Annotated in this window: 22 protein-coding genes and 1 other annotated feature; of the genes, 13 read left to right on the top strand and 9 right to left on the bottom strand. The window is 53.6% G+C overall.

Annotated elements, in window-relative coordinates:
* Positions 1-3: 3 nt before the first annotated feature.
* Positions 4-1,290 (bottom strand): HlyC/CorC family transporter, encoded by a 1,287-nt coding sequence (locus IM282_RS01685; RefSeq protein ID WP_026094274.1) that lies wholly within the window; start codon positions 1,288-1,290, stop codon positions 4-6.
* Between the two features lie 19 nt (positions 1,291-1,309).
* A complete protein-coding gene (locus IM282_RS01680) occupies positions 1,310-2,101 on the bottom strand; it encodes an inner membrane protein YpjD (RefSeq protein ID WP_192970044.1) in 792 nt (263 codons plus the stop codon).
* Between the two features lie 166 nt (positions 2,102-2,267).
* Between IM282_RS01680 and ffh the strand changes: the two genes are divergently transcribed.
* The 7 genes from ffh to IM282_RS01645 all read left to right on the top strand — a co-directional run bounded on the left by ffh (position 2,268) and on the right by IM282_RS01645 (position 7,685).
* On the top strand, positions 2,268-3,629 hold the full coding sequence (gene ffh, locus IM282_RS01675) for a signal recognition particle protein (protein ID WP_003863132.1): 1,362 nt from the start codon (positions 2,268-2,270) through the stop codon (positions 3,627-3,629).
* A gap of 116 nt (positions 3,630-3,745) precedes the next feature.
* Positions 3,746-3,994 carry a 30S ribosomal protein S16 gene (rpsP, locus tag IM282_RS01670; RefSeq protein WP_022649067.1) on the top strand — a complete coding sequence of 83 codons (249 nt, stop codon included), beginning with the start codon at positions 3,746-3,748 and terminating at the stop codon, positions 3,992-3,994.
* A gap of 15 nt (positions 3,995-4,009) precedes the next feature.
* Positions 4,010-4,549, top strand: coding sequence for a ribosome maturation factor RimM (rimM, locus tag IM282_RS01665; protein WP_003863136.1), 540 nt, complete (start codon positions 4,010-4,012; stop codon positions 4,547-4,549).
* A 31-nt stretch (positions 4,550-4,580) separates the two neighbouring features.
* Entirely contained in the window at positions 4,581-5,348 is a 768-nt protein-coding gene (gene trmD, locus IM282_RS01660) for a tRNA (guanosine(37)-N1)-methyltransferase TrmD (protein ID WP_192970043.1), read from the top strand.
* A 43-nt stretch (positions 5,349-5,391) separates the two neighbouring features.
* Entirely contained in the window at positions 5,392-5,739 is a 348-nt protein-coding gene (gene rplS / locus IM282_RS01655; RefSeq protein ID WP_002914145.1) for a 50S ribosomal protein L19, read from the top strand.
* 132 nt (positions 5,740-5,871) lie between these two features.
* Complete coding sequence (locus IM282_RS01650; protein ID WP_022649065.1) at positions 5,872-6,276, top strand: DUF2946 domain-containing protein; 405 nt, start codon at positions 5,872-5,874, stop codon at positions 6,274-6,276.
* A gap of 38 nt (positions 6,277-6,314) precedes the next feature.
* Positions 6,315-7,685, top strand: a complete 1,371-nt coding sequence (locus IM282_RS01645) for a PepSY domain-containing protein (protein ID WP_192970042.1) — start codon at positions 6,315-6,317, stop codon at positions 7,683-7,685.
* A gap of 2 nt (positions 7,686-7,687) precedes the next feature.
* On the opposite strand, the gene IM282_RS01640 is transcribed toward IM282_RS01645, so the two are convergent.
* From IM282_RS01640 to IM282_RS01630, 3 genes are read right to left on the bottom strand one after another with little or no spacing between them, the layout of a single operon-like run.
* Complete coding sequence (locus IM282_RS01640; RefSeq protein WP_192970041.1) at positions 7,688-8,170, bottom strand: OmpA family protein; 483 nt, start codon at positions 8,168-8,170, stop codon at positions 7,688-7,690.
* 12 nt (positions 8,171-8,182) lie between these two features.
* Positions 8,183-9,403, bottom strand: coding sequence for a diguanylate cyclase DgcN (gene dgcN / locus IM282_RS01635; RefSeq protein ID WP_045308387.1), 1,221 nt, complete (start codon positions 9,401-9,403; stop codon positions 8,183-8,185).
* A complete protein-coding gene (locus tag IM282_RS01630; RefSeq protein ID WP_126315074.1) occupies positions 9,396-9,932 on the bottom strand; it encodes a YfiR family protein in 537 nt (178 codons plus the stop codon). Before IM282_RS01630 ends, dgcN begins: the two co-directional genes overlap by 8 nt.
* A 478-nt stretch (positions 9,933-10,410) precedes the next feature.
* Here IM282_RS01630 and aroF point away from each other — a divergent pair, with 478 nt between their 5' ends.
* The 3 genes from aroF to IM282_RS01615 are packed head-to-tail and all read left to right on the top strand — an operon-like array spanning position 10,411 to position 13,546.
* Positions 10,411-11,481, top strand: coding sequence for a 3-deoxy-7-phosphoheptulonate synthase AroF (aroF, locus tag IM282_RS01625; protein WP_006811632.1), 1,071 nt, complete (start codon positions 10,411-10,413; stop codon positions 11,479-11,481).
* A 10-nt stretch (positions 11,482-11,491) separates the two neighbouring features.
* A complete protein-coding gene (gene tyrA / locus IM282_RS01620; protein WP_022649060.1) occupies positions 11,492-12,613 on the top strand; it encodes a bifunctional chorismate mutase/prephenate dehydrogenase in 1,122 nt (373 codons plus the stop codon).
* A 60-nt stretch (positions 12,614-12,673) separates the two neighbouring features.
* Entirely contained in the window at positions 12,674-13,546 is an 873-nt protein-coding gene (locus tag IM282_RS01615; RefSeq protein WP_023298398.1) for an SMP-30/gluconolactonase/LRE family protein, read from the top strand.
* Here IM282_RS01615 and pheA read toward each other — a convergent pair.
* The 4 genes from pheA to bamD all read right to left on the bottom strand — a co-directional run bounded on the left by pheA (position 13,543) and on the right by bamD (position 16,309).
* Positions 13,543-14,703, bottom strand: a complete 1,161-nt coding sequence (gene pheA, locus IM282_RS01610; protein ID WP_023306733.1) for a bifunctional chorismate mutase/prephenate dehydratase — start codon at positions 14,701-14,703, stop codon at positions 13,543-13,545. The genes IM282_RS01615 and pheA overlap by 4 nt on opposite strands.
* 30 nt (positions 14,704-14,733) lie before the next feature.
* Positions 14,734-14,859: a sequence feature (Phe leader region), on the bottom strand.
* On the bottom strand, positions 14,811-14,858 hold the full coding sequence (pheL, locus tag IM282_RS01605; RefSeq protein WP_100229775.1) for a pheA operon leader peptide PheL: 48 nt from the start codon (positions 14,856-14,858) through the stop codon (positions 14,811-14,813). Its footprint overlaps the feature before it by 48 nt.
* A 103-nt stretch (positions 14,860-14,962) precedes the next feature.
* Entirely contained in the window at positions 14,963-15,304 is a 342-nt protein-coding gene (gene raiA / locus IM282_RS01600) for a ribosome-associated translation inhibitor RaiA (RefSeq protein WP_006811628.1), read from the bottom strand.
* A 267-nt stretch (positions 15,305-15,571) separates the two neighbouring features.
* Positions 15,572-16,309, bottom strand: a complete 738-nt coding sequence (bamD, locus tag IM282_RS01595) for an outer membrane protein assembly factor BamD (RefSeq protein WP_003863164.1) — start codon at positions 16,307-16,309, stop codon at positions 15,572-15,574.
* Positions 16,310-16,440: 131 nt separating this feature from the next.
* Between bamD and rluD the strand changes: the two genes are divergently transcribed.
* The 3 genes from rluD (at position 16,441) to clpB (ending at position 20,852) form a co-directional block, all read left to right on the top strand.
* Positions 16,441-17,421: a 23S rRNA pseudouridine(1911/1915/1917) synthase RluD gene (gene rluD, locus IM282_RS01590; RefSeq protein ID WP_022649057.1), complete on the top strand. Its 981-nt coding sequence runs from the start codon at positions 16,441-16,443 to the stop codon at positions 17,419-17,421.
* Positions 17,418-18,149, top strand: coding sequence for a purine nucleoside phosphorylase YfiH (gene yfiH, locus IM282_RS01585; protein WP_192970040.1), 732 nt, complete (start codon positions 17,418-17,420; stop codon positions 18,147-18,149). Before rluD ends, yfiH begins: the two co-directional genes overlap by 4 nt.
* A gap of 129 nt (positions 18,150-18,278) precedes the next feature.
* Positions 18,279-20,852, top strand: coding sequence for an ATP-dependent chaperone ClpB (gene clpB, locus IM282_RS01580; protein WP_058646200.1), 2,574 nt, complete (start codon positions 18,279-18,281; stop codon positions 20,850-20,852).
* The last annotated feature ends 357 nt before the right edge of the window (positions 20,853-21,209 follow it).

The raw sequence follows: 21,209 nt of genomic DNA, 5'->3' as shown, positions 1-21,209 counted from the left end.
ACATTACTCGGCGATACTTTCGCGTAAAGGTTTAACGGGCAGGACCTTCACCTGCTTAATCATGTTGTCCTGAACGTCCAGAATATCAATATCATACTGCTCAATGCGCACGCGCGTGCCTGCCGCCGGGATCTCTTCCAGCGCTTCCAGGATCATTCCGTTCATCGTCCGCGCTTCGTCTTCCGGCAAATGCCAGTTAAACGCTTTATTGATTTCACGAATGTTGGCGCTGCCGTCGATAAGCACTGACCCGTCGTTTTGCGGGGTGACTTCTTCTGCAAGGGAAGGCGACATTGACGTGGTAAAGTCCCCGACAATCTCTTCCAGAATATCTTCGACCGTCACCAGTCCCTGTATGTCGCCGTATTCATCCACCACCAGACCGACTTTCTTCTTGTTTCGCTGGAACTTCACCAGCTGCGTGCTGAGTGGGGTGCCTTCCGGCACGTAGTAAATTTCGTCGGCGGCGCGCAGCATCACCTCTTTGGTGAACTCGTTTTTCTCAGTCATCAGACGATAGGCCTCGCGCACACGCAGCATGCTGATGGCATCGTCGAGAGAATCGCGATAGAGGACGATACGCCCGTGCGGGGAGTGCGTCAGCTGGCGGACAATGGCCTTCCAGTCGTCGTTAATATCAATCCCGACGATTTCATTGCGCGGCACCATGATGTCGTCAACGCTGACCTTTTCCAGATCCAGCACCGACAGGAGCATGTCCTGATTGCGACGGGAGATCTGCGAGCGGGATTCGTTCACGATGGTACGCAGTTCGTCTTTGCTGAGCGCGCTACTGATGGTGACGTCTGCCTTTATACCAACCATGCGCATCAGCACCCGTGTCACCATATTCAGCAGCCAGACCAGCGGCATCATCAGAATAAGCAGCGGTGCTAACAGGAAACTGCTCGGGTAGGCGACTTTTTCCGGGTAAAGCGCCGCGATGGTTTTGGGCAGCACTTCCGCAAACACCAGTACCACAAACGTGAGCACACCTGTGGCAATCGCCACGCCTGCGTTGCCGTACAGACGCATCCCGACGATGGTGCCCAGTGCAGAGGCGAGAATATTGACCAGGTTGTTACCGATAAGCACCAGGCTAATCAGACGGTCCGGCTTACGCAGAAGCTTTTCGACACGACGCGCGGCACGGTTACCCTGCTTGGCGCGATGACGTAACCGGTAGCGGTTCAGCGTCATCATGCCGGTTTCAGAGCCAGAGAAATAAGCGGAGATGACCACCATGATGACCAGAATGACGATCAGCGTGGTGGTAGAGATGTGTTCCAGGGGGAACTCCTTTTGTTACTTAGCCAGCAAATTGCTGTATGAAGCGGCTACCAAAATAGGCAAGCGTGAGAATGCCCGCACCCGCAACGTTAAACCAGACCACGCGACGACCGCGCCAGCCTTCATGATAATGGCCCCATAACAGGACAATATAGACAAACCACGCGATGATGGAGAGGACCGCTTTATCGATATTCTCCACGCTGAACAGGTTCTTCATATAAAACAAGCCCGTGCACAGCGTCAGCGTCAGCAAAACCACGCCGACCTGGGTGATGTGGAACATCTTACGCTCAATCACCATCAGCGGCGGCATTTCATGGTTAAACGCCAGCTTTTTATTTTTCAGCTGGTAGTCGATCCAGGCGAGCTGCATGGCGTAAAGGGCGGCGATGATCAGCGTCGCGTAGGAGAACAGCGACAGGCCAATATGCACCAGCATCCCCGGCGTGGCTTCCAAGTGAGTAATAAACTCATTGGGCATGAACGTGGCTAACGCCAGGTTGATCAGCGCAAAGGCGTAGACTATCGGCAGCAGCAGCCAGCCACGATTTTTAGACGCGACAATGGTCATGACCGTACAGATCATCAGGCTGACCAGCGAGCCGACGCTCAGCACGCTCAGATTTTGCACGCTGCCGTCGCCGGGAATGATGCGTGATTCCAGCGCAAACGCATGGCTAATCAGTGCGATCACTGCCGAAAGAATAGCCATGCGCCGCCAGCCGCTGTTTTTTTGCAGCAGGCCAGGAATGATCAGCGCGAGGCTGACAGAGTAGGCAACAAGGGCGATCAGTGCGAAAACAGGCATATAGGCGTCGACAGTTGTCTTAATAAGAAAGAGAAGCAGTATAACGTTACGTGACGCCTGCTCCAACCGTTGCATAACAACAAAGGCGCCTTCATGTTATACTCCGGCAAAATTCTGTGTATGTGTCGCCCAGGCGACCTAACGTTTCTACCCCAGGCGAGAGACAATGTTTGATAATTTAACCGATCGTTTGTCGCGCACGCTGCGCAACATCAGCGGCCGTGGACGCCTCACCGAAGAGAACATCAAGGAAACGCTGCGCGAAGTGCGCATGGCGCTGCTGGAAGCAGACGTTGCGTTGCCGGTCGTGCGTGATTTTATCAACCGCGTGAAAGAGAAAGCGGTTGGTCATGAAGTTAACAAGAGCCTGACTCCGGGTCAGGAGTTCGTCAAAATCGTCCGTAACGAGCTGGTTTCGGCGATGGGCGAAGAGAATCAGGTGCTTAACCTGGCGGCTCAGCCACCGGCCGTCGTGCTGATGGCGGGTCTGCAAGGTGCGGGTAAAACCACCAGCGTCGGTAAGCTGGGGAAATTCCTGCGCGAAAAGCACAAGAAAAAAGTGCTGGTGGTTTCGGCGGACGTGTATCGCCCGGCGGCGATCAAACAGCTGGAAACGCTGGCCGAGCAGGTTGGCGTAGACTTCTTCCCGTCCGACGTGGCGCAGAAGCCTGTTGACATCGTTAACGCGGCGCTGAAAGAGGCGAAGCTGAAATTCTACGACGTGCTGCTGGTGGATACCGCCGGTCGACTGCACGTTGACGAAGCGATGATGGACGAAATCAAGCAGGTTCATGCTTCTATCAATCCGGTAGAGACCCTGTTTGTTGTCGACGCCATGACCGGTCAGGATGCGGCGAACACCGCGAAAGCGTTTAACGAAGCCCTGCCGTTAACCGGCGTGGTGCTGACCAAAGTCGACGGCGACGCTCGCGGCGGTGCGGCGCTGTCTATTCGTCATATCACCGGTAAGCCAATTAAGTTCCTCGGCGTGGGCGAGAAAACCGAAGCGCTGGAGCCGTTCCACCCGGATCGTATTGCCTCCCGTATCCTCGGCATGGGCGACGTGCTGTCGCTGATCGAAGATATCGAAAGCAAGGTTGACCGCGCGCAGGCTGAAAAACTCGCCAGCAAGCTGAAAAAAGGTGACGGTTTCGATCTGACCGACTTCCTTGAGCAACTGCGTCAGATGAAAAACATGGGCGGTATGGCAAGCCTGATGGGTAAACTGCCGGGTATGGGGCAGATCCCGGACAACGTCAAATCCCAGATGGATGACAAAGTGCTGGTGCGTATGGAGGCAATCATCAACTCGATGACGCTGAAAGAGCGCGCGAAGCCAGAAATCATCAAAGGTTCCCGCAAGCGCCGTATCGCAGCCGGTTGCGGCATGCAGGTCCAGGACGTTAACCGCCTTCTGAAACAGTTCGACGACATGCAGCGCATGATGAAGAAAATGAAGAAAGGCGGCATGGCGAAGATGATGCGCGGCATGAAAGGCATGATGCCGCCCGGTTTTCCTGGGCGATAATCGCTTTTGAGATTGCTTTTTGCCCGAAAATGAGTAAAATTTTCGGGCTTTTAATATGACACCCGGGCTCCGTTCCTCGATGGGGCCCGGTTGTTTTATTCACACAAGAGGATGTTATGGTAACTATTCGTTTAGCACGTCACGGCGCTAAAAAGCGTCCGTTCTACCAGGTTGTTGTGACTGACAGCCGTAATGCACGCAACGGTCGCTTCATTGAGCGCGTTGGTTTCTTCAACCCACTGGCCTCTGGCGCAGAAGAAGAAACTCGTCTGGATCTGGATCGTATCGCTCACTGGGTTGGCCAGGGCGCTACTGTTTCCGATCGCGTTGCTACGCTGATCAAAGCAGCAAACAAAGCAGCTTAATCTGTCACGGTGGTCATGATGAGCAATAAAGCACCTGTTGAACCGATCGTATTGGGAAAAATGGGTTCTTGCTACGGTATCCGTGGTTGGCTCAGAGTGTTTTCCTCCACTGAAGACGCTGATAGCATTTTTGATTACCAGCCCTGGTTTATCCAGAAAGCCGGTAAGTGGGAAGAGGTCGAGCTGGAAAGCTGGCGTCACCACAATCAGGACATCATCATCAAGCTGAAAGGCATTGACGATCGAGATGCCGCGAATGCGCTGACTAATTGTGAAATTGTCGTGGATTCGTCGCAGTTGCCGCAACTGGAAGAGGGTGACTACTACTGGAAAGACCTTATGGGTTGCCAGGTAGTGACCACTGAAGGCTACAGCCTGGGGAAAGTCATCGACATGATGGAAACCGGGTCAAATGACGTTCTCGTCATTAAGGCAAACCTGAAAGATGCATTTGGCATCAAGGAGCGGTTGGTCCCGTTCCTCGATGGACAGGTTATCAAGAAAGTCGATCTCACTACTCAAACCATTGAAGTAGATTGGGATCCTGGTTTTTAAATTCTCCGGATAAACGGTAAAAGACGGCGCTATGTGGATTGGCATAATTAGCCTGTTTCCTGAAATGTTCCGCGCGATTACCGATTACGGGGTAACTGGCCGGGCAGTAAAGAATGGCCTGCTGAGCATCCAGAGCTGGAGTCCTCGTGACTTCACGCATGACCGGCACCGTACCGTGGACGATCGTCCTTACGGCGGCGGACCGGGGATGTTGATGATGGTGCACCCCTTACGGGACGCCATTCACACAGCAAAAGCCGCGGCAGGTGAAGGCGCGAAGGTGATTTATCTGTCACCTCAGGGACGCAAGCTTGATCAAGCGGGCGTGAGCGAACTGGCGACGAATCAAAAGCTGATTCTGGTCTGTGGTCGCTACGAAGGGATAGATGAGCGCGTAATTCAAACCGAGATTGACGAAGAATGGTCTATCGGCGATTACGTTCTCAGCGGTGGTGAGTTACCAGCAATGACGCTGATTGACTCCGTCGCCCGGTTTATTCCGGGGGTTCTGGGCCATGAAGCTTCGGCAACGGAAGATTCCTTTGCCGATGGATTGCTGGACTGTCCACACTATACTCGTCCTGAAGTGTTAGAAGGGATGGAAGTCCCGGCAGTGTTACTGTCTGGAAACCATGCCGAGATACGTCGCTGGCGTTTGAAGCAGTCGCTGGGCCGGACCTGGCTTAGAAGACCTGAACTTCTGGAAAACCTGGCTCTGACTGAAGAGCAAGCAAAGTTGCTGGCCGAGTTCAAAACCGAACACGCGCATCAGCAGCATGAACATGATGGGAAAGCGTAATACGCTCCCGAATATCAGTTTACCCAGGATAAGAGATTAAATTATGAGCAACATTATTAAGCAACTTGAACAAGAGCAGATGAAGCAGGACGTACCTTCCTTCCGTCCAGGTGACACCGTGGAAGTGAAAGTATGGGTTGTTGAAGGTTCCAAAAAACGTCTGCAGGCATTCGAGGGCGTGGTTATCGCTATTCGTAACCGCGGTCTGCACTCTGCATTCACTGTTCGTAAAATTTCCAACGGCGAAGGCGTTGAGCGTGTCTTCCAGACTCACTCTCCGGTAGTTGACAGCATTGCTGTTAAACGTCGTGGTGCTGTACGTAAAGCTAAACTGTACTACCTGCGTGAGCGTACTGGTAAGTCTGCTCGTATTAAAGAGCGTCTGAACTAAGATTCGCTTAAGCGACATCCTGTCAGAAAGGGCTGGCCGAAAGGCTGGCCCTTTTTTTATCCCATCGCACCTCTCGCGTTAACCCTTCCGTCATAAATCATTTACAATGTTCGCCTCTTGGGGGGAGGGTAAGTGGATAACGTACTGCATCAGCATAGCTGGAAACGCGCAGCGGCATTGACCGCGCTGTTTGCGATCCTGCTGATCGTCGTGGCGCCGCTGATCTCCGTCTCGCTGCAAAAAGATCCCATGAGCGCCATGCCGGGCATGCACCATGACATGAGCATGATGTCGATGGACGAGCATCATGGGGATATGCCGCATTCCATGCCAGTTGACCATGCGGAAGCCTGCGGCTACTGCGTGCTGTTAGCGCATGTGCCGGGCGTGATGCTGGCGCTTATCGTTCTGCTCAGCGTGGTGTTGCAGCGGCTGCGCATGAAGCCGCCTCGTCAGGCGGTCAGCCACTGGCACTTTTTCCCCTGGCTTTACCCCGATACCCGCGCGCCGCCGCGTCGGTCTGCTTTCTCCCTTTAAAACAAAATCACTCACTTTTTGCCTTAAAAAGGAAAAGTATGACTACCTGCACTCCGCGCGCGGCATGGGGAAACCTGCTGCGTCGCCTCCATTTCTATATCGGGCTGTTTGTTGGTCCGTTTATTTTCTTCGCAGCGCTGACCGGTACGCTGTATGTCGCCACGCCGCAGCTTGAAAATGCGCTGTACCATCATGCACTCCACACGGATGCCGTGGGTGAGGCGCAGCCTCTTGCTGCACAAATTGCCGCGGCCGAAAAGGCCGTAGAATCAGACCTGCGTCTGCATGCCGTTCGTCCGGGGCTGGAAGAGGGCGAAACGACCCGCGTGATGTTTGCCGACCCGGCGCTGGGTCCCTCCGAGCATCGGGCTATTTTTATTGATCCCGCCAGCCTTGAGGTTCGAGGGGATATGACTGTGTACGGCACCAGCGGGATTTTACCGCTGCGTCAGACTATCGATTATCTGCATACCTCGCTGATGCTGGGCAACCTCGGGCGCCTCTATAGCGAGTTAGCCGCCTCGTGGATGTGGGTTGCTGCCCTGGGCGGGATCGCGCTGTGGTTCTATACCCGACCGAAGCGCCGTATTAACAATCGTTTCCAGAATCGTCGTCGCCTGCATGTGATCTTAGGCTGGACGTTACTGGCGGGAATGCTGCTGTTCTCAGTCACCGGGTTAACCTGGTCACAATGGGCCGGTGGCAACGTCGATAAGCTGCGTGCAGAGATGAACTGGCTGACGCCGCAGGTAAACACCACCCTTTCCGGTGCGCCGGAAATTATGGATGAACACGCCGAACATCGTGGTCATCACGGCGGAATGTCGATGCCTGAAATGCCTGTTGAACTGTCGCTTTTTGACAGCGTATTGCAGGCCGCCCGCCAGTCAGGAATTGATGCGAACAACGTTGAGATCCGTCCGGCAAGCAGGGTCGACCAGGCCTGGACGGTGACGGAAATCGATCGCCGCTGGCCGACGCAGGTTGATGCCGTTGCCGTGGACCCCCACTCTCTGAAGGTGCTGGACAGGACTCGCTTTGGGGATTTCCCGCTGATGGCTAAACTCACCCGCTGGGGCGTGGATTTCCATATGGGGATCCTGTTTGGTCTGGCAAATCAGCTGCTGCTCATCGCGTTTGGCGTTGCGCTGTGCGTGCTGATTATCTGGGGATACCGGATGTGGTGGATGCGTCGTCCTGCGATGTCAGCCGCGAACCCGGTACAGACGCTCTGTCAAAGCTGGCTGGCATTGCCGCTGTGGGGAAGGGGAGTGACGTTCATGATAAGCCTCCTGCTGGGGCTGGCGTTGCCGGTAATGGGCGTCAGTCTGGCGGTATTTATCGTGATTGACTGGCTGCGCTGGCGAGCGGCTTCAGGCGTGTCGCTCGCCGGCACATCCGCTAAATAGCCTTAAGGCGTACTGATAACTACCGCAACACGGCGGTTTTCAGCGCGCCCTTGCGCAGTACGGTTGCTGCTGAGAGGGTATTTTTTGCCTAAACCCCGCGTAGTGAGGTTGCTGCGCGGGATGTTCGCGCCCTTCGCCCAGGCATCCGCTACAACATTGGCACGTTTTAACGAAAGCGCTTCGTTGTAGCTCTCTTCGCCATAGTTATCAGTATGGCCGTCCATCCGGGCATGATTCAGACCGGTTGCCGCCAGACGTGAGGCCATAGTCTGGATCTGCGTTTCACTTTCCGGACGCAGTCTGGCGTCATTTTTATCAAACAGGATCTTATCCGACAGGCCCAGGGACCAGTCGCCATTCAGTTCGTTAAAGCCGTAGGACTTCATGGCCGCGATTTGCTCTGGTGTGAATTTACCCTCCGGCGTCTGGCACCCGGACATAAACAGAGATGCCAGTAACAACGGCGCGAAGTATCGCTTCAACATATCGTCTTCCTTTCAGGGTATTGTTTTCGAACGCTGGTTTTTGACCAGGTACATATTGCGATCGGCTTGCTCAAGCAATGCCTCGACGGAGGCATTTTCCCACGCCAGAGCAAAGCCAATGCTGAGTGACATTGATGCTGTGTGTCCGTTATGCAGATCAAACGGACGGATAAATTGCTGCGACAGCGCAGCGCAAATATATTCGACCTCACGCGCGGTGTGGACGCCATAAAGGATCATGGCAAACTCGTCGCCGCCAAGACGGTAAGACTGATGACGTTTTTCGCCAAATTCGACCATCCTTTTTGCGGCTTCGATCAGTACGCAGTCGCCCGCGGCATGGCCCCAGGTGTCGTTAATAAACTTGAAGTTATCACCGTCCAGGAAGAGCAGGGCAGAATTGGTCTTTGCCGAAGCGTCATTCATTAAGGCCGCAATGTTGTTGCGAAACGCGGCGCGGTTTGCAAGCCCCGTGAGCGGATCGTGCATGGCGGTACGCAACAGTTGAGCGTTTTTCGCCTGTAGCTTGAGCTGCCACTCTTCCATTTCATCCAGCAGGCTGTTGAAGTCTTCACCAAACTGGTGGAACTCTTCAATGCGGCCTTCCGTTACCCGGCGAGAGAAGTTGCGGTTGGTACGGACGTCATGCACAACGTCAGTGATGTTTTGCATTTCAACAACCATGCCATGATGTAGCGAGCGGGTGATGGTCAATGCGACGGCAGAGGCAAAAAGAATGCAGCCGGTGAGGACCGCAAATGAGAGCCAGATAAAGTGGCTAATCAGGCTGTCTCGTGCGGTCAGACGAATTTCGCCAATCACATTACCGTTATGTATGATGGGCTGTGCGACAGGAACAGGGAACAACCACCGGTTGACCAGCGCGCCCAGCGTGTCGGTATTATCCGCCGGGTTCCACGACCACCAGGCAAACCGTTTATGATGTGCATTAAGCACTTCCGCCACGGCAAATTGCCCCTGCTTGCCGAGGGTCGCCAGCGTTTCATTTGCCGCCACGGCATCGTTGAACACCAGAGAGGCCTCAAGGCTGTGGCTCATGGTGGCGCCGGTGAGTTCGAGGTTTTTTTGCGCGTATTGCTTTAATGTCACCACGGAAGCGAAACACAGCAGCAACCATATAAACGTCATCGTTATAATGACGCTTATCATGCTGATTCGCCGCAACGTTCTTTTAAACGTCGGACGCGGTGTTGGTGTGACTTCCTTATTCATGCTTCTTATTCCGTGCGAGCATTAATACATCCGGATTGACTCTTACGCCACTGCGCGTCAGCGCATCCAGATTTACGGAAAACCTGACCTTGTTGTGCTCTATTATCAGACAAAATGCGCTGCCAATAACGCATTCAGTATTTTGCTCTGACATTAATAGCAACGCCTGTCCCTGATATTGATTTATTATTTCCTGTTGTTTTGCCGGTGATTCGCTCCCGAAATAGAGGGCATCGCACCTTGCTGTGAGTGCTTCCCGATCGCTATGCACAATGACAGGACTATAGGGCAACGGGTTATTTACATCTTCACTGCTGAGCGCCTGTCTGTAACGGGAAGAGGCATAAATACAGAGCTTAGGCTGGCCGGAAAGTGCTGGCCATCGGGTGTAGCTCACAATACCAGAAACAATCGAACGTACCGATTTATCCGTTTCCGTGAGCGAGCCTGCCCTTGCAGGGCTCACCAAAATGAACAGCATTAGCACCAGGGGGAGGTGAAGCAAAGCGATCAAGAATGCATTTCTCATCAGAATCCGCCAAACCGCCCCGGAAATATATGCCCTTATGAATTTCCGGCAGAATACCATTCTTTCTCAAAGCCGTCATTATGTCAGAAATATCCCTGTCTTGACCTAAGCTAAATCTTACAGAGCACGATATTCAAAGTAATTTAGGCAGGCTCAATTAAGTCTGCTGGAATTCATACTTTTATTCATTTTTTGTTGCCAGGATTTATGTAGCCACGCAACTTTCCCTCAATTCACCCGAGGATAATTAAGCTAACGGCCAGCGCCGGGATAGCGTGCCTGGTGTGAGCGTAGACTGGCATTAAAAGCGTATGTGTAATTTTATGTTTACGATTTTAACCTTTGATTTGGCATTTAAATGGCTACTGTAAAATAATATGTACGTATTTTGGATTGAAATCTTTACTTGATATGTTATCGTTGTGTCACCTCTTCGAGGAAAACCACTATCGCAAACGAGTTTTACAGGATCGCAATCATGCAAAAAGACGCGCTGAACAACGTACATATCACTGACGAACAGGTGTTAATCACCCCGGATCAACTGAAGGCGGAATTCCCGCTGAGCGTCGCGCAGGAAGCTCAGATTGAGCACTCTCGCCAGACCATTTCTGACATTATCGCAGGCCGCGATCCGCGCCTGCTGGTGGTATGTGGTCCTTGCTCCATTCACGATCCTGAAACCGCCATTGAGTACGCTCGTCGATTTAAAGCATTAGCGGAGGAGGTCAGCGATAGCCTCTATCTGGTGATGCGCGTCTATTTTGAAAAGCCACGTACAACGGTTGGCTGGAAAGGGTTGATTAACGATCCGCACATGGATGGCTCGTTTGATGTGGAAGCGGGCCTGAAGATTGCGCGTCGCCTGCTGGTGGAGCTCGTCAGCATGGGGCTGCCGCTGGCAACCGAAGCGCTGGATCCGAACAGCCCGCAGTACCTCGGCGATCTGTTTAGCTGGTCTGCGATTGGGGCGCGCACCACCGAGTCACAAACCCACCGCGAGATGGCGTCTGGCCTGTCTATGCCGGTTGGTTTTAAAAACGGTACCGACGGCAGCCTGGCCACGGCGATTAACGCCATGCGCGCCGCCGCTATGCCCCATCGTTTTGTCGGGATCAACCAGGCGGGCCAGGTATGCCTGCTGCAAACGCAGGGCAATCCGGACGGGCATGTGATCCTGCGCGGTGGTAAAGCGCCAAACTACAGCCCGGCGGATGTCGCGCAGTGTGAAAAAGAGATGGAACAGGCGGGACTGCGTCCGGCGCTGATGGTAGATTGCAGTCATGGTAATTCGAATAAAGATTACCGTCGCCAGCCTGCGGTTGCAGAATCTGTGATTGCACAGATTAAAGATGGTAACCGTTCAATTATCGGCCTGATGATTGAAAGTAATATTCATGAAGGCAATCAGTCATCGGAACAGCCGCGTAGCGCGATGAAGCCCGGCGTCTCCGTCACGGATGCTTGCATCAGCTGGGAAACCACTGATGCGCTACTGCGTGAGATCCACAAAGATTTGAACGGCCAGCTGGCGACGCGTCTGGCATAAGAGGATAGTTATGGTTGCTGAATTGACCGCATTACGCGATCAAATTGATGAAGTGGATAAGGCGTTGCTGGACCTGCTGGCGCGCCGCATGGCACTGGTTGCTGAGGTCGGCGAAGTTAAAAGCAAATACGGCCTGCCAATTTACGTTCCGGAGCGTGAGGCCTCTATGCTCGCCTCCCGCCGTAAAGAGGCACAGGCGCTGGGCGTTTCACCGGACTTAATTGAAGATGTCCTGCGTCGTGTGATGCGGGAATCCTATTCCAGCGAAAACGACAAGGGCTTCAAAACTCTCTGTCCGTCGCTGCGTCCGGTGGTGATTGTCGGTGGCGGCGGCCAGATGGGGCGTCTGTTTGAAAAAATGCTGACGCTTTCTGGCTATCAGGTGCGCATCCTGGAAAAAGAGGACTGGCCGCATGCGCCGGAACTCATGAAGGATGCCGGAATGGTTATCGTCAGCGTACCGATTCATGTGACGGAGCAGATTATCGCGAAACTTCCTCCGCTGCCGGAAGATTGCATTCTGGTGGATCTGGCGTCCGTTAAAAATGGCCCTCTACAGGCAATGCTGGCGGCGCACACCGGGCCCGTGCTTGGGTTACACCCGATGTTTGGCCCGGACAGCGGCAGCCTGGCGAAGCAGGTAGTGGTTTACTGCGACGGTCGTCAGCCGGAAGCGTATCAGTGGTTCCTGGAACAGATTCAGGTCTGGGGGGCACGTTTGCACCGTATCAGTGCGGTTGAGCACGATCAGAACATGGCGTTTATTCAGGCGCTGCGCCACTTTGCAACCTTCGCCTATGGTCTGCACCTGGCGGAAGAGAACGTTCAGCTTGAACAATTGCTGGCGCTTTCCTCGCCAATCTATCGTCTGGAGCTGGCGATGGTCGGGCGACTGTTTGCCCAGGATCCACAGCTTTACGCCGACATCATCATGTCGTCTGAAAATAACCTGGCGCTGATCAAGCGCTACTATCAGCGTTTTGGCGAAGCGATCACCTTGCTGGAACACGGCGATAAACAAGCGTTTATCGACAGTTTCCGTAAAGTGGAGCACTGGTTCGGTGATTACGCCACGCGATTCCAGAGTGAAAGCCGCACGCTGTTGCGCCAGGCAAATGACAGTCGCCAGTAATCTGATGATGTATATACTAAAAGCCAGCAATGCTGGCTTTTTTCATTTTGGGGAACTGTCATGGCTGAACCGCAGCTGCTGTTGAACTATACCGGGCATCTGCCCGAATGCCCGACGTGGAGTGCTGAAGAGAAGGCGCTCTACTGGGCGGATATTCTGGAAGGGGAGATTCATCGGTACCATCTGCCCACCGCGGAACACTCGGTGCTCTCATTCCATGAAGAAGTTGGGTGTTTTGCCCTGCGTGAACGCGGCGGATTTATCGTCGCGATGCGAAACGCCATCTGGCTGACCGATAAACACGGCCTGCTCCAGCGTAAGGTTTGCGATAACCCGTCCAACCCGCAGCTTGCACGCTTTAACGATGGAGGCACCGACCATCAGGGACGGTTTTATGCGGGCACGTTCTGGGGGCCGGGAGATTATAACGGCGCCATGTTGATGCGTATCGACAACGACCTGACACCGAAAGTGATCCAGTGCGATATTCAGGGGCATAACGGTTTAGCGTTTAGTCCTGACAAACGGTGGATGTTTACTTCTGATACGCCGAACGGTGTGATCTACCGTACGCCGCTTGATAAGCAGGGGGAACCCGGTAAGCGCGAAGAGTTTCGCCGTTTTAGCGAGGGAGACGGTATACCCGACGGAGCGGCAATGGATGAGGAAGGCTGCTACTGGAGCGCACTGTTTGACGGCTGGCGTATCGCACGGTTTTCACCGCAAGGCGAACAGCTGGAAGAATACCGGCTGCCGGTACGCTGCCCGACAATGGTCTGCTTTGGCGGCGACGATATGAAAACGCTGTTTATCACCACCACGCGGGAAAATATGGAGGCGGAGGAGCTGGCGAAATACCCGCTTTCCGGTGCCATCTTCACCCTGCCTGTAAATGTGGCAGGGATGAAGAAAAGCCGCTTTATCGAACATTAAGCCGGATCGACCGGGACCACGTTTTCGCTCGGATAGCAGCCCAGTACTTTCATGGAGCGTGTGATCTCGCCCAGTTCGCGCAGGGCTTTCTGCATGGATGCAGACTCCAGGTTGGCCTGAACGTCGAGATAGAACATCTCTTCCCACGGGTTGCCATGTATTGGGCGGGATTCCAGCTTCGTCATGATCAGGTTGTGATTACGCAGCACCAGCAGCGCTTCAACCAGCGCACCCGCCTGCTGGCCGGTCGCCATCAGCAGGGTGGTTTTCGCCGGGACCTGGTCCGACACGTTGATGGCCTTGCGGGCAAGAACCACGAAACGGGTGATATTTTGCGTCTGGTTGGCCAGATTGCGTTCCAGCACCTGTAAGCCATACAGCGCGCCGCCCGCTTCGCTACCGAGTGCCGCGACGGCAGGAGAGTTTGCCTGCGCCACTTTTTCCATCGCCGCCGAGGTGCTTTCGGTGTACTCAATTTTCCAGTGCGGATAACGGTTCAGGAACTGGCTGCACTGCTGGAACGGCTGCGGGTGGCTGTACACCGTTTCAATCTGACTCAGATCGGTTGAGCCAGAGACCAGCACGCAGTGATCGATAGGAATAGTCAGCTCACCGACCAGCGACAGGCTGGTGTGCTGGAGCAGATCGTAAACATCGTTGATGGCGCCGGAACTGGTGTTCTCAATAGGCACCACGGCGTAATCTGCCTGGCCGGTTTCGACCTGGTTGAAGATGTCTGCAAATTTTGCACAACCGCTCTCAATGAACTCTTCGAAATGACGGGCTGCGTACTGGCGAGCCGCCAGGTGAGAATAAGAACCTTTCGGGCCGAGGAAAGCGATCCGAGCAGAGTGCGGGTTGGTTTTGTTCAGATGCTGCTGGAGCAGGGCCTGTTGCGTCAGAACGGAATCTTCAATGATGAGCTGGAACAGGCGGGTGATGTAGTGGGCATCAAGATGATGCGCTTTGCCGAGCTGTATCAACCGTTCCAGTAAATCACGCTCGCGATCGATATCGCGCACCGGCCGATGAGAATCCAGCTTGGCTTTGCCAACTTCAATGGCGAGCGCGCGGCGTTCTGCCAGCAGGGCCAGTAACTTTTCGTCGAGTGCACTGATTTTTACGCGTAAATCCAGGAGCGGGTTTTCCGGTGTCATAGTGTTGTCTGTCTCATTTTATCGTTATCAATAAAAAAGGCCTCCCGCTGTGGGAGGCCTTGTTGTTCGTCTTCGCATTCTTTATCACACGACGAAACGCCTCCCGGTCAGGGGAAGGTAAAAAAGAATGCGAAGAAAAACGGCGTCTGTTTCATTAGGTCATCCTGAAATTGATAGGGTTAAAGTACCTGTACTGTTTTGATCCTGTCAATAAAAAACGCGCCCGAAGGCGCGTTGTCGGTACACTCAATTTAAAGGATTACTCTTCTTCAACTTCTTCCGCGAAGCTGGCGTCTTTCACCGATGTCGTGGCGCGACGGGCTTCACCTTTGTGTTGCACTTTATTGAGCTGCCGTTCCAGCTTGTTGATCAAATCGTTAATTGCGGTGTACATATCCTCGTGTTTAGCGCTGGCGACCAGATGGCCGTTTGGAGTATTGATAGTTGCATCAGCGACGAAACCCTGCGGCTCCTTGGACAGGATGATATGTGGATTAATCAAATGTGTTTGCCATTTATCCAGTTTGGCGAGACGGTCTGCGACGTGCTGGCGGATTGCCGGAGTAATTTCCATTTGTTTACTGGTAATGTTCATTGTCATAAATTTTACCTCTTGTCTTTCCGTCTTGGTGATTCCAGCATACCCGACCTAATGTCAAAATGTGTGATTTAGATCACGTTATTTTGTCGGTTTTTGTCAGGGAATCTTTTTTGTGAGGCAGGGCAGGAAGAGGTGAGATTTACCTTGTCGAAGCCAGCAATTGCGGTCATAGTTGACTGGATGTGTTGAAGCTAAACCGCTTCAGCGTAAGTCTGAAAGAATAAAAAAACGGCAGCCTGCGGGCTGCCGTTATGCGTTGTAGCGGTATCAGGTGTTGCTGCTGTTCGCGGCGATGATTTTCGCCACTTTGTCAGCCTGAGCCGTCATCTGCATCTGGCGATACGCATTCTCCATCAGCTTCAGGCCATCACGCGTGGCCTGGGTATCCGGATAATCACGCAGCATGCCTTCTACACGGTTAACCACGGCAACCCATGCGCCACGGCGGGTGTAGTATTCCGCAACGGAGTACTCGTATTTCGCCAGACGATCTTTCAGGAACACCAGACGCTTAGTGGCATCGGTAATGTACTGGCTGTTCGGGTAGCTACGCACCAGTTTGGAGAAGTCATTGAAAGCATCACGCGCATGTTGCGGGTCACGGTCAGAACGATCCACCCCGAAGAAGCCCTGCAATGCACTGTCATCCAGCGCCATGTTAGTCAGGCCGCGCATGTACATCACGTAATCGATGTTAGGATGGGTAGGGTTCAGACGCATGAAACGATCGATCGTTGCCTGAGCCAGCGGCAGATCGGCATTTTTATAGTAGGCGTAGATCAGATCTAACTGTACCTGCTGTGAATACGGACCAAACGGATAGCGATTATCCAACGCTTCCAGTTGCGTTATCGCCTGTTTCCAGTTACCGTCCTGCAACTTTTGTTGTGCAGTCGCATAGATTTCATTCGGCGGATTGTCAGGGACCTGTTCATTCGAACCGGAGCAGCCCACCAAAGCCAGGCTCAACGTGGCCGCTGCCACCAGATATTTCATGCGCGTCATGACGTTTTGACTTTCCTCAAATGTTTGTCCGGGAGAAACTCAGTTCCTGCTCCCGATTAAGACCAGCTACAATAGCACACTATATTAAACGGCAAAGCCGTAAAACCCAACGTTAAACGAAGAAGCAGTTTATGGCACAACGAGTAGAACTCACCGCAACAGTCTCCGAAAATCAGCTCGGTCAACGCTTAGATCAGGCTTTGGCCGAATTGTTCCCTGATTATTCGCGTTCACGTATAAAAGAATGGATCCTTGACCAGCGCGTGCTGGTAAACGGCAAGATCTGGGACAAACCAAAAGAGAAAGTGTTTGGTGGGGAAGCTGTCGCCATCAATGCTGAAATCGAAGAGGAAGTCCGCTTCGAGCCGCAGGATATCCCGCTGGATATCGTCTACGAAGATGACGATATTCTGGTCATCAACAAACCGCGTGACTTTGTCGTCCATCCGGGCGCGGGTAATCCTGACGGTACGGTACTTAACGCACTCCTTCATTATTACCCGCCGATAGCTGACGTACCGCGTGCCGGTATCGTTCACCGTCTGGATAAAGACACCACGGGTCTGATGGTGGTGGCGAAGACGATCCCCGCCCAGACTCGACTGGTGGAATCTTTGCAGCTGCGCGAAATCACCCGTGAGTATGAAGCGGTGGCGATTGGTCATATGACCTCTGGCGGCACGGTGGAAGAGCCGATTAGTCGTCATCCAACCAAGCGTACGCATATGTCCGTACACCCGATGGGTAAACCGGCGGTAACCCATTACCGCATCATGGAACATTTCCGTATTCATACGCGCCTGCGTCTGCGTCTGGAAACCGGGCGTACTCACCAGATCCGCGTGCACATGGCGCATATTACCCATCCGCTGGTGGGTGACCCTGTTTACGGTGGTCGTCCGCGTCCACCAAAGGGCGCATCGGATGAATTCATCTCCGTGCTGCGTAAATTCGATCGCCAGGCGCTGCATGCGACGATGCTACGTCTTTACCACCCAATCACCGGAATTCAGATGGAATGGCATGCGCCTATCCCACAGGATATGGTGGAACTTATCGACGCGATGCGCGCAGATTTCGAAGAACATAAGGATCACGTGGACTGGTTATGACCAAACTGATTGTCCCGGAGTGGCCGCTGCCTGAAGGCGTGGCCGCCTTTAGCTCGACCCGTATCGGTGGCGTGAGCCAGGGTGCGTGGGCGTCTTTGAACCTCGGTGCGCACTGTGGCGATAACCTGGAGCACGTCGAAGAGAACCGTAAACGCCTCTTTGCTGCGGGAAACCTTCCTTCAAAACCGGTCTGGCTTGAGCAGGTGCACGGTAAAGCGGTGCTGAAGCTTACGGGTGAGCCCTATGCGTCTAAACGCGCCGATGCTTCGTACAGCAATACGCCGGGAACGGTTTGCGCGGTGATGACCGCTGATTGCCTGCCGGTGTTGTTTTGTAACCGTGCCGGTACGGAGATTGCAGCAGCGCATGCGGGCTGGCGTGGCCTGTGTGAAGGCGTACTTGAAGAGACCGTTGCCTGCTTCCAGGACGATTCTGCAAATCTCATCGCCTGGCTTGGCCCGGCGATTGGCCCGCAGGCATTTGAAGTGGGGCCTGAGGTTCGGCAAGCTTTTATGGAAAAAGATCCTCAGGCGGTTAATGCGTTTGTGGCATCCGGCGATAAATATCTGGCCGATATTTATCAGCTTGCCCGCCAGCGCCTTATTAATGTCGGCGTGACCCAGATCTTCGGCGGCGATCGCTGTACATTCACCGAAAAGGGTGATTTTTTCTCCTATCGCCGTGACAAGACGACAGGCCGTATGGCAAGTTTCATTTGGCTGATATAACCTAAAGAATCAAGACGATCCGGTACGCGCCGTTTTCTTTTCACATAATTCAGGTTATTAACCTTGAATAATTGAGGGATGACCTCATTTAATCTCCAGTAGCAAATTTGACCTGTTATGGGAGGAGTTATGCGTCTGGATCGTCTTACTAATAAATTCCAGCTTGCTCTCGCCGATGCCCAGTCCCTCGCACTGGGGCACGACAACCAATTTATCGAACCTCTTCATTTAATGAGCGCCTTGCTGAATCAGGAAGGGGGATCGGTACGTCCTTTGTTAACGTCCGCTGGCATTAATGCCGGCCAGTTACGCACCGCCATCGATCAGGCGCTGAGTCGTTTACCGCAGGTAGAAGGTACCGGTGGCGACGTACAGCCGTCACAGGATCTGGTGCGTGTACTGAACCTTTGCGACAAGCTGGCGCAAAAACGTGGGGACAACTTTATTTCGTCAGAGCTGTTTGTTCTGGCGGCGCTTGAATCACACGGTACCTTAACCGACCTGCTGAAATCCGCCGGTGCAACCACCGCTAATGTGACCCAGGCGATTGAGAAAATGCGCGGAGGTGAAAGCGTGAACGACCAGGGAGCCGAAGACCAACGTCAGGCTTTGAAAAAATTTACGGTCGATCTGACCGAACGTGCCGAGCAGGGCAAACTTGACCCGGTAATCGGCCGCGACGAAGAAATTCGCCGGACTATTCAGGTACTGCAACGCCGTACCAAAAACAACCCGGTGCTGATTGGTGAGCCTGGCGTCGGTAAAACCGCCATCGTTGAAGGGCTGGCGCAGCGTATCGTTAATGGCGAAGTGCCCGAAGGGCTGAAAGGCCGTCGCGTACTGGCGCTGGATATGGGCGCGCTGGTGGCCGGGGCGAAATACCGCGGTGAATTTGAAGAGCGTCTGAAAGGCGTGCTGAACGATCTGGCGAAACAGGAAGGCAACGTCATCCTGTTTATTGACGAACTGCACACTATGGTGGGGGCAGGTAAAGCTGACGGCGCAATGGATGCAGGGAACATGCTGAAACCTGCGCTGGCACGTGGTGAACTTCACTGCGTCGGTGCCACTACGCTGGACGAGTATCGTCAGTACATTGAAAAAGATGCCGCGCTGGAGCGACGCTTCCAGAAGGTGTTTGTCGCAGAACCAAGCGTTGAAGATACCATCGCGATTTTGCGTGGTCTGAAAGAGCGTTATGAGCTGCACCATCATGTGCAGATCACTGACCCGGCCATCGTTGCGGCGGCGACGCTTTCGCATCGTTACATTGCCGACCGTCAGTTGCCGGATAAAGCCATCGACCTTATCGATGAAGCGGCGTCCAGCATCCGTATGCAGATTGACTCGAAACCGGAAGAGCTGGACCGACTCGATCGCCGCATTATTCAGCTCAAGCTGGAACAGCAGGCATTGAACAAAGAGTCTGATGAAGCGAGTAAGAAACGCCTCGATATGCTCAACGAAGAGCTGGATGAGAAAGAGCGTCAGTATTCTGAGCTGGAAGAAGAGTGGAAAGCTGAGAAAGCCTCCCTCTCTGGCACCCAGACAATCAAGGCGGAGCTGGAGCAGGCGAAAATTGCCATTGAGCAGGCGCGTCGCGTAGGGGACCTGGCGCGGATGTCCGAGCTACAGTACGGCAAGATCCCTGAGCTGGAAAAACAGCTTGAGATCGCCACGCAGTCGGAAGGCAAAACCATGCGTCTGTTGCGTAATAAAGTGACGGACGCCGAGATTGCCGAAGTGCTGGCGCGCTGGACGGGGATTCCTGTAGCTCGCATGATGGAAAGTGAACGCGAAAAACTGCTGCGTATGGAGCAGGATCTGCATCAGCGCGTCATTGGCCAGAACGAAGCGGTCGAAGCGGTATCTAACGCCATTCGTCGTAGCCGTGCGGGGCTGTCCGATCCGAATCGTCCCATCGGCTCGTTCCTGTTCCTGGGGCCAACCGGTGTCGGTAAAACCGAGCTGTGTAAAGCGCTGGCTAACTTTATGTTCGACAGCGATGACGCGATGGTGCGTATCGATATGTCCGAGTTTATGGAGAAACACTCTGTCTCGCGTCTGGTCGGTGCGCCTCCGGGATATGTCGGTTATGAAGAGGGCGGTTACCTGACGGAAGCGGTTCGTCGTCGTCCTTATTCCGTCATCCTGCTGGATGAAGTGGAAAAGGCTCATCCTGACGTGTTTAACATTCTGTTGCAGGTGCTGGATGATGGACGCCTGACGGACGGGCAGGGAAGAACGGTCGATTTCCGTAACACGGTGGTGATCATGACCTCGAACCTGGGTTCCGATTTGATTCAGGAACGCTTCGGTGAGCTGGATTACAGCCATATGAAAGATCTGGTGCTGGGTGTGGTCAGCCAAAACTTCCGTCCGGAGTTCATCAACCGTATTGATGAAGTAGTCGTGTTCCATCCGCTGGGTGAGAAACACATTGCGTCGATTGCGCAGATCCAGTTGCAGCGTCTGTACAAGCGTCTGGAAGAGCGTGGGTATGAAATCCACATCTCGGATGATGCGCTGAAACTGCTGAGCGAGAATGGTTACGATCCTGTTTATGGCGCGCGTCCGTTAAAACGTGCAATCCAGCAGCAGATCGAAAACCCGCTGGCGCAGCAAATCCTTTCCGGGGAGCTGGTTCCGGGCAAAGTTATCCGTCTGGAAGCCAACGAAGACCGAATTGTGGCAGTGCAGTAAGTCACAAAACGCAAAAACGGGCCGCTTGCGGCTCGTTTTTGTTTAAAAACCAGGCAAGAATTAAGGTCTGAGATGTGTTTTGCCTGGAAAGTGAGCAGTCAGTAAATAATTTTCACTTTGCACTTGCAGCCTCAGAATAACTCCCTATAATGCGCCTCCACTGACACGGAACAACGGCACGCAAGCCGCCGGGTCAGCAGAGAAAAGCAAAATAAACGCTTGACTCTGAAGCGGGGAAGCGTAATATGCACACCCCGCGCCGCAGCGAAAACGTAGCGGCACTGCTCTTTAACAATTTATCAGACAATCTGTGTGGGCACTCAAAGTGACATGGATTCTTAACGTCCTCGGACGAAA

Source organism: Enterobacter cloacae complex sp. P29RS, from assembly GCF_014893445.1.
GTDB lineage: Bacteria > Pseudomonadota > Gammaproteobacteria > Enterobacterales > Enterobacteriaceae > Enterobacter > Enterobacter intestinihominis.
Note: the sequence above shows the minus strand (reverse complement) of the source record. Positions and strands in the feature narration are given on the sequence as shown.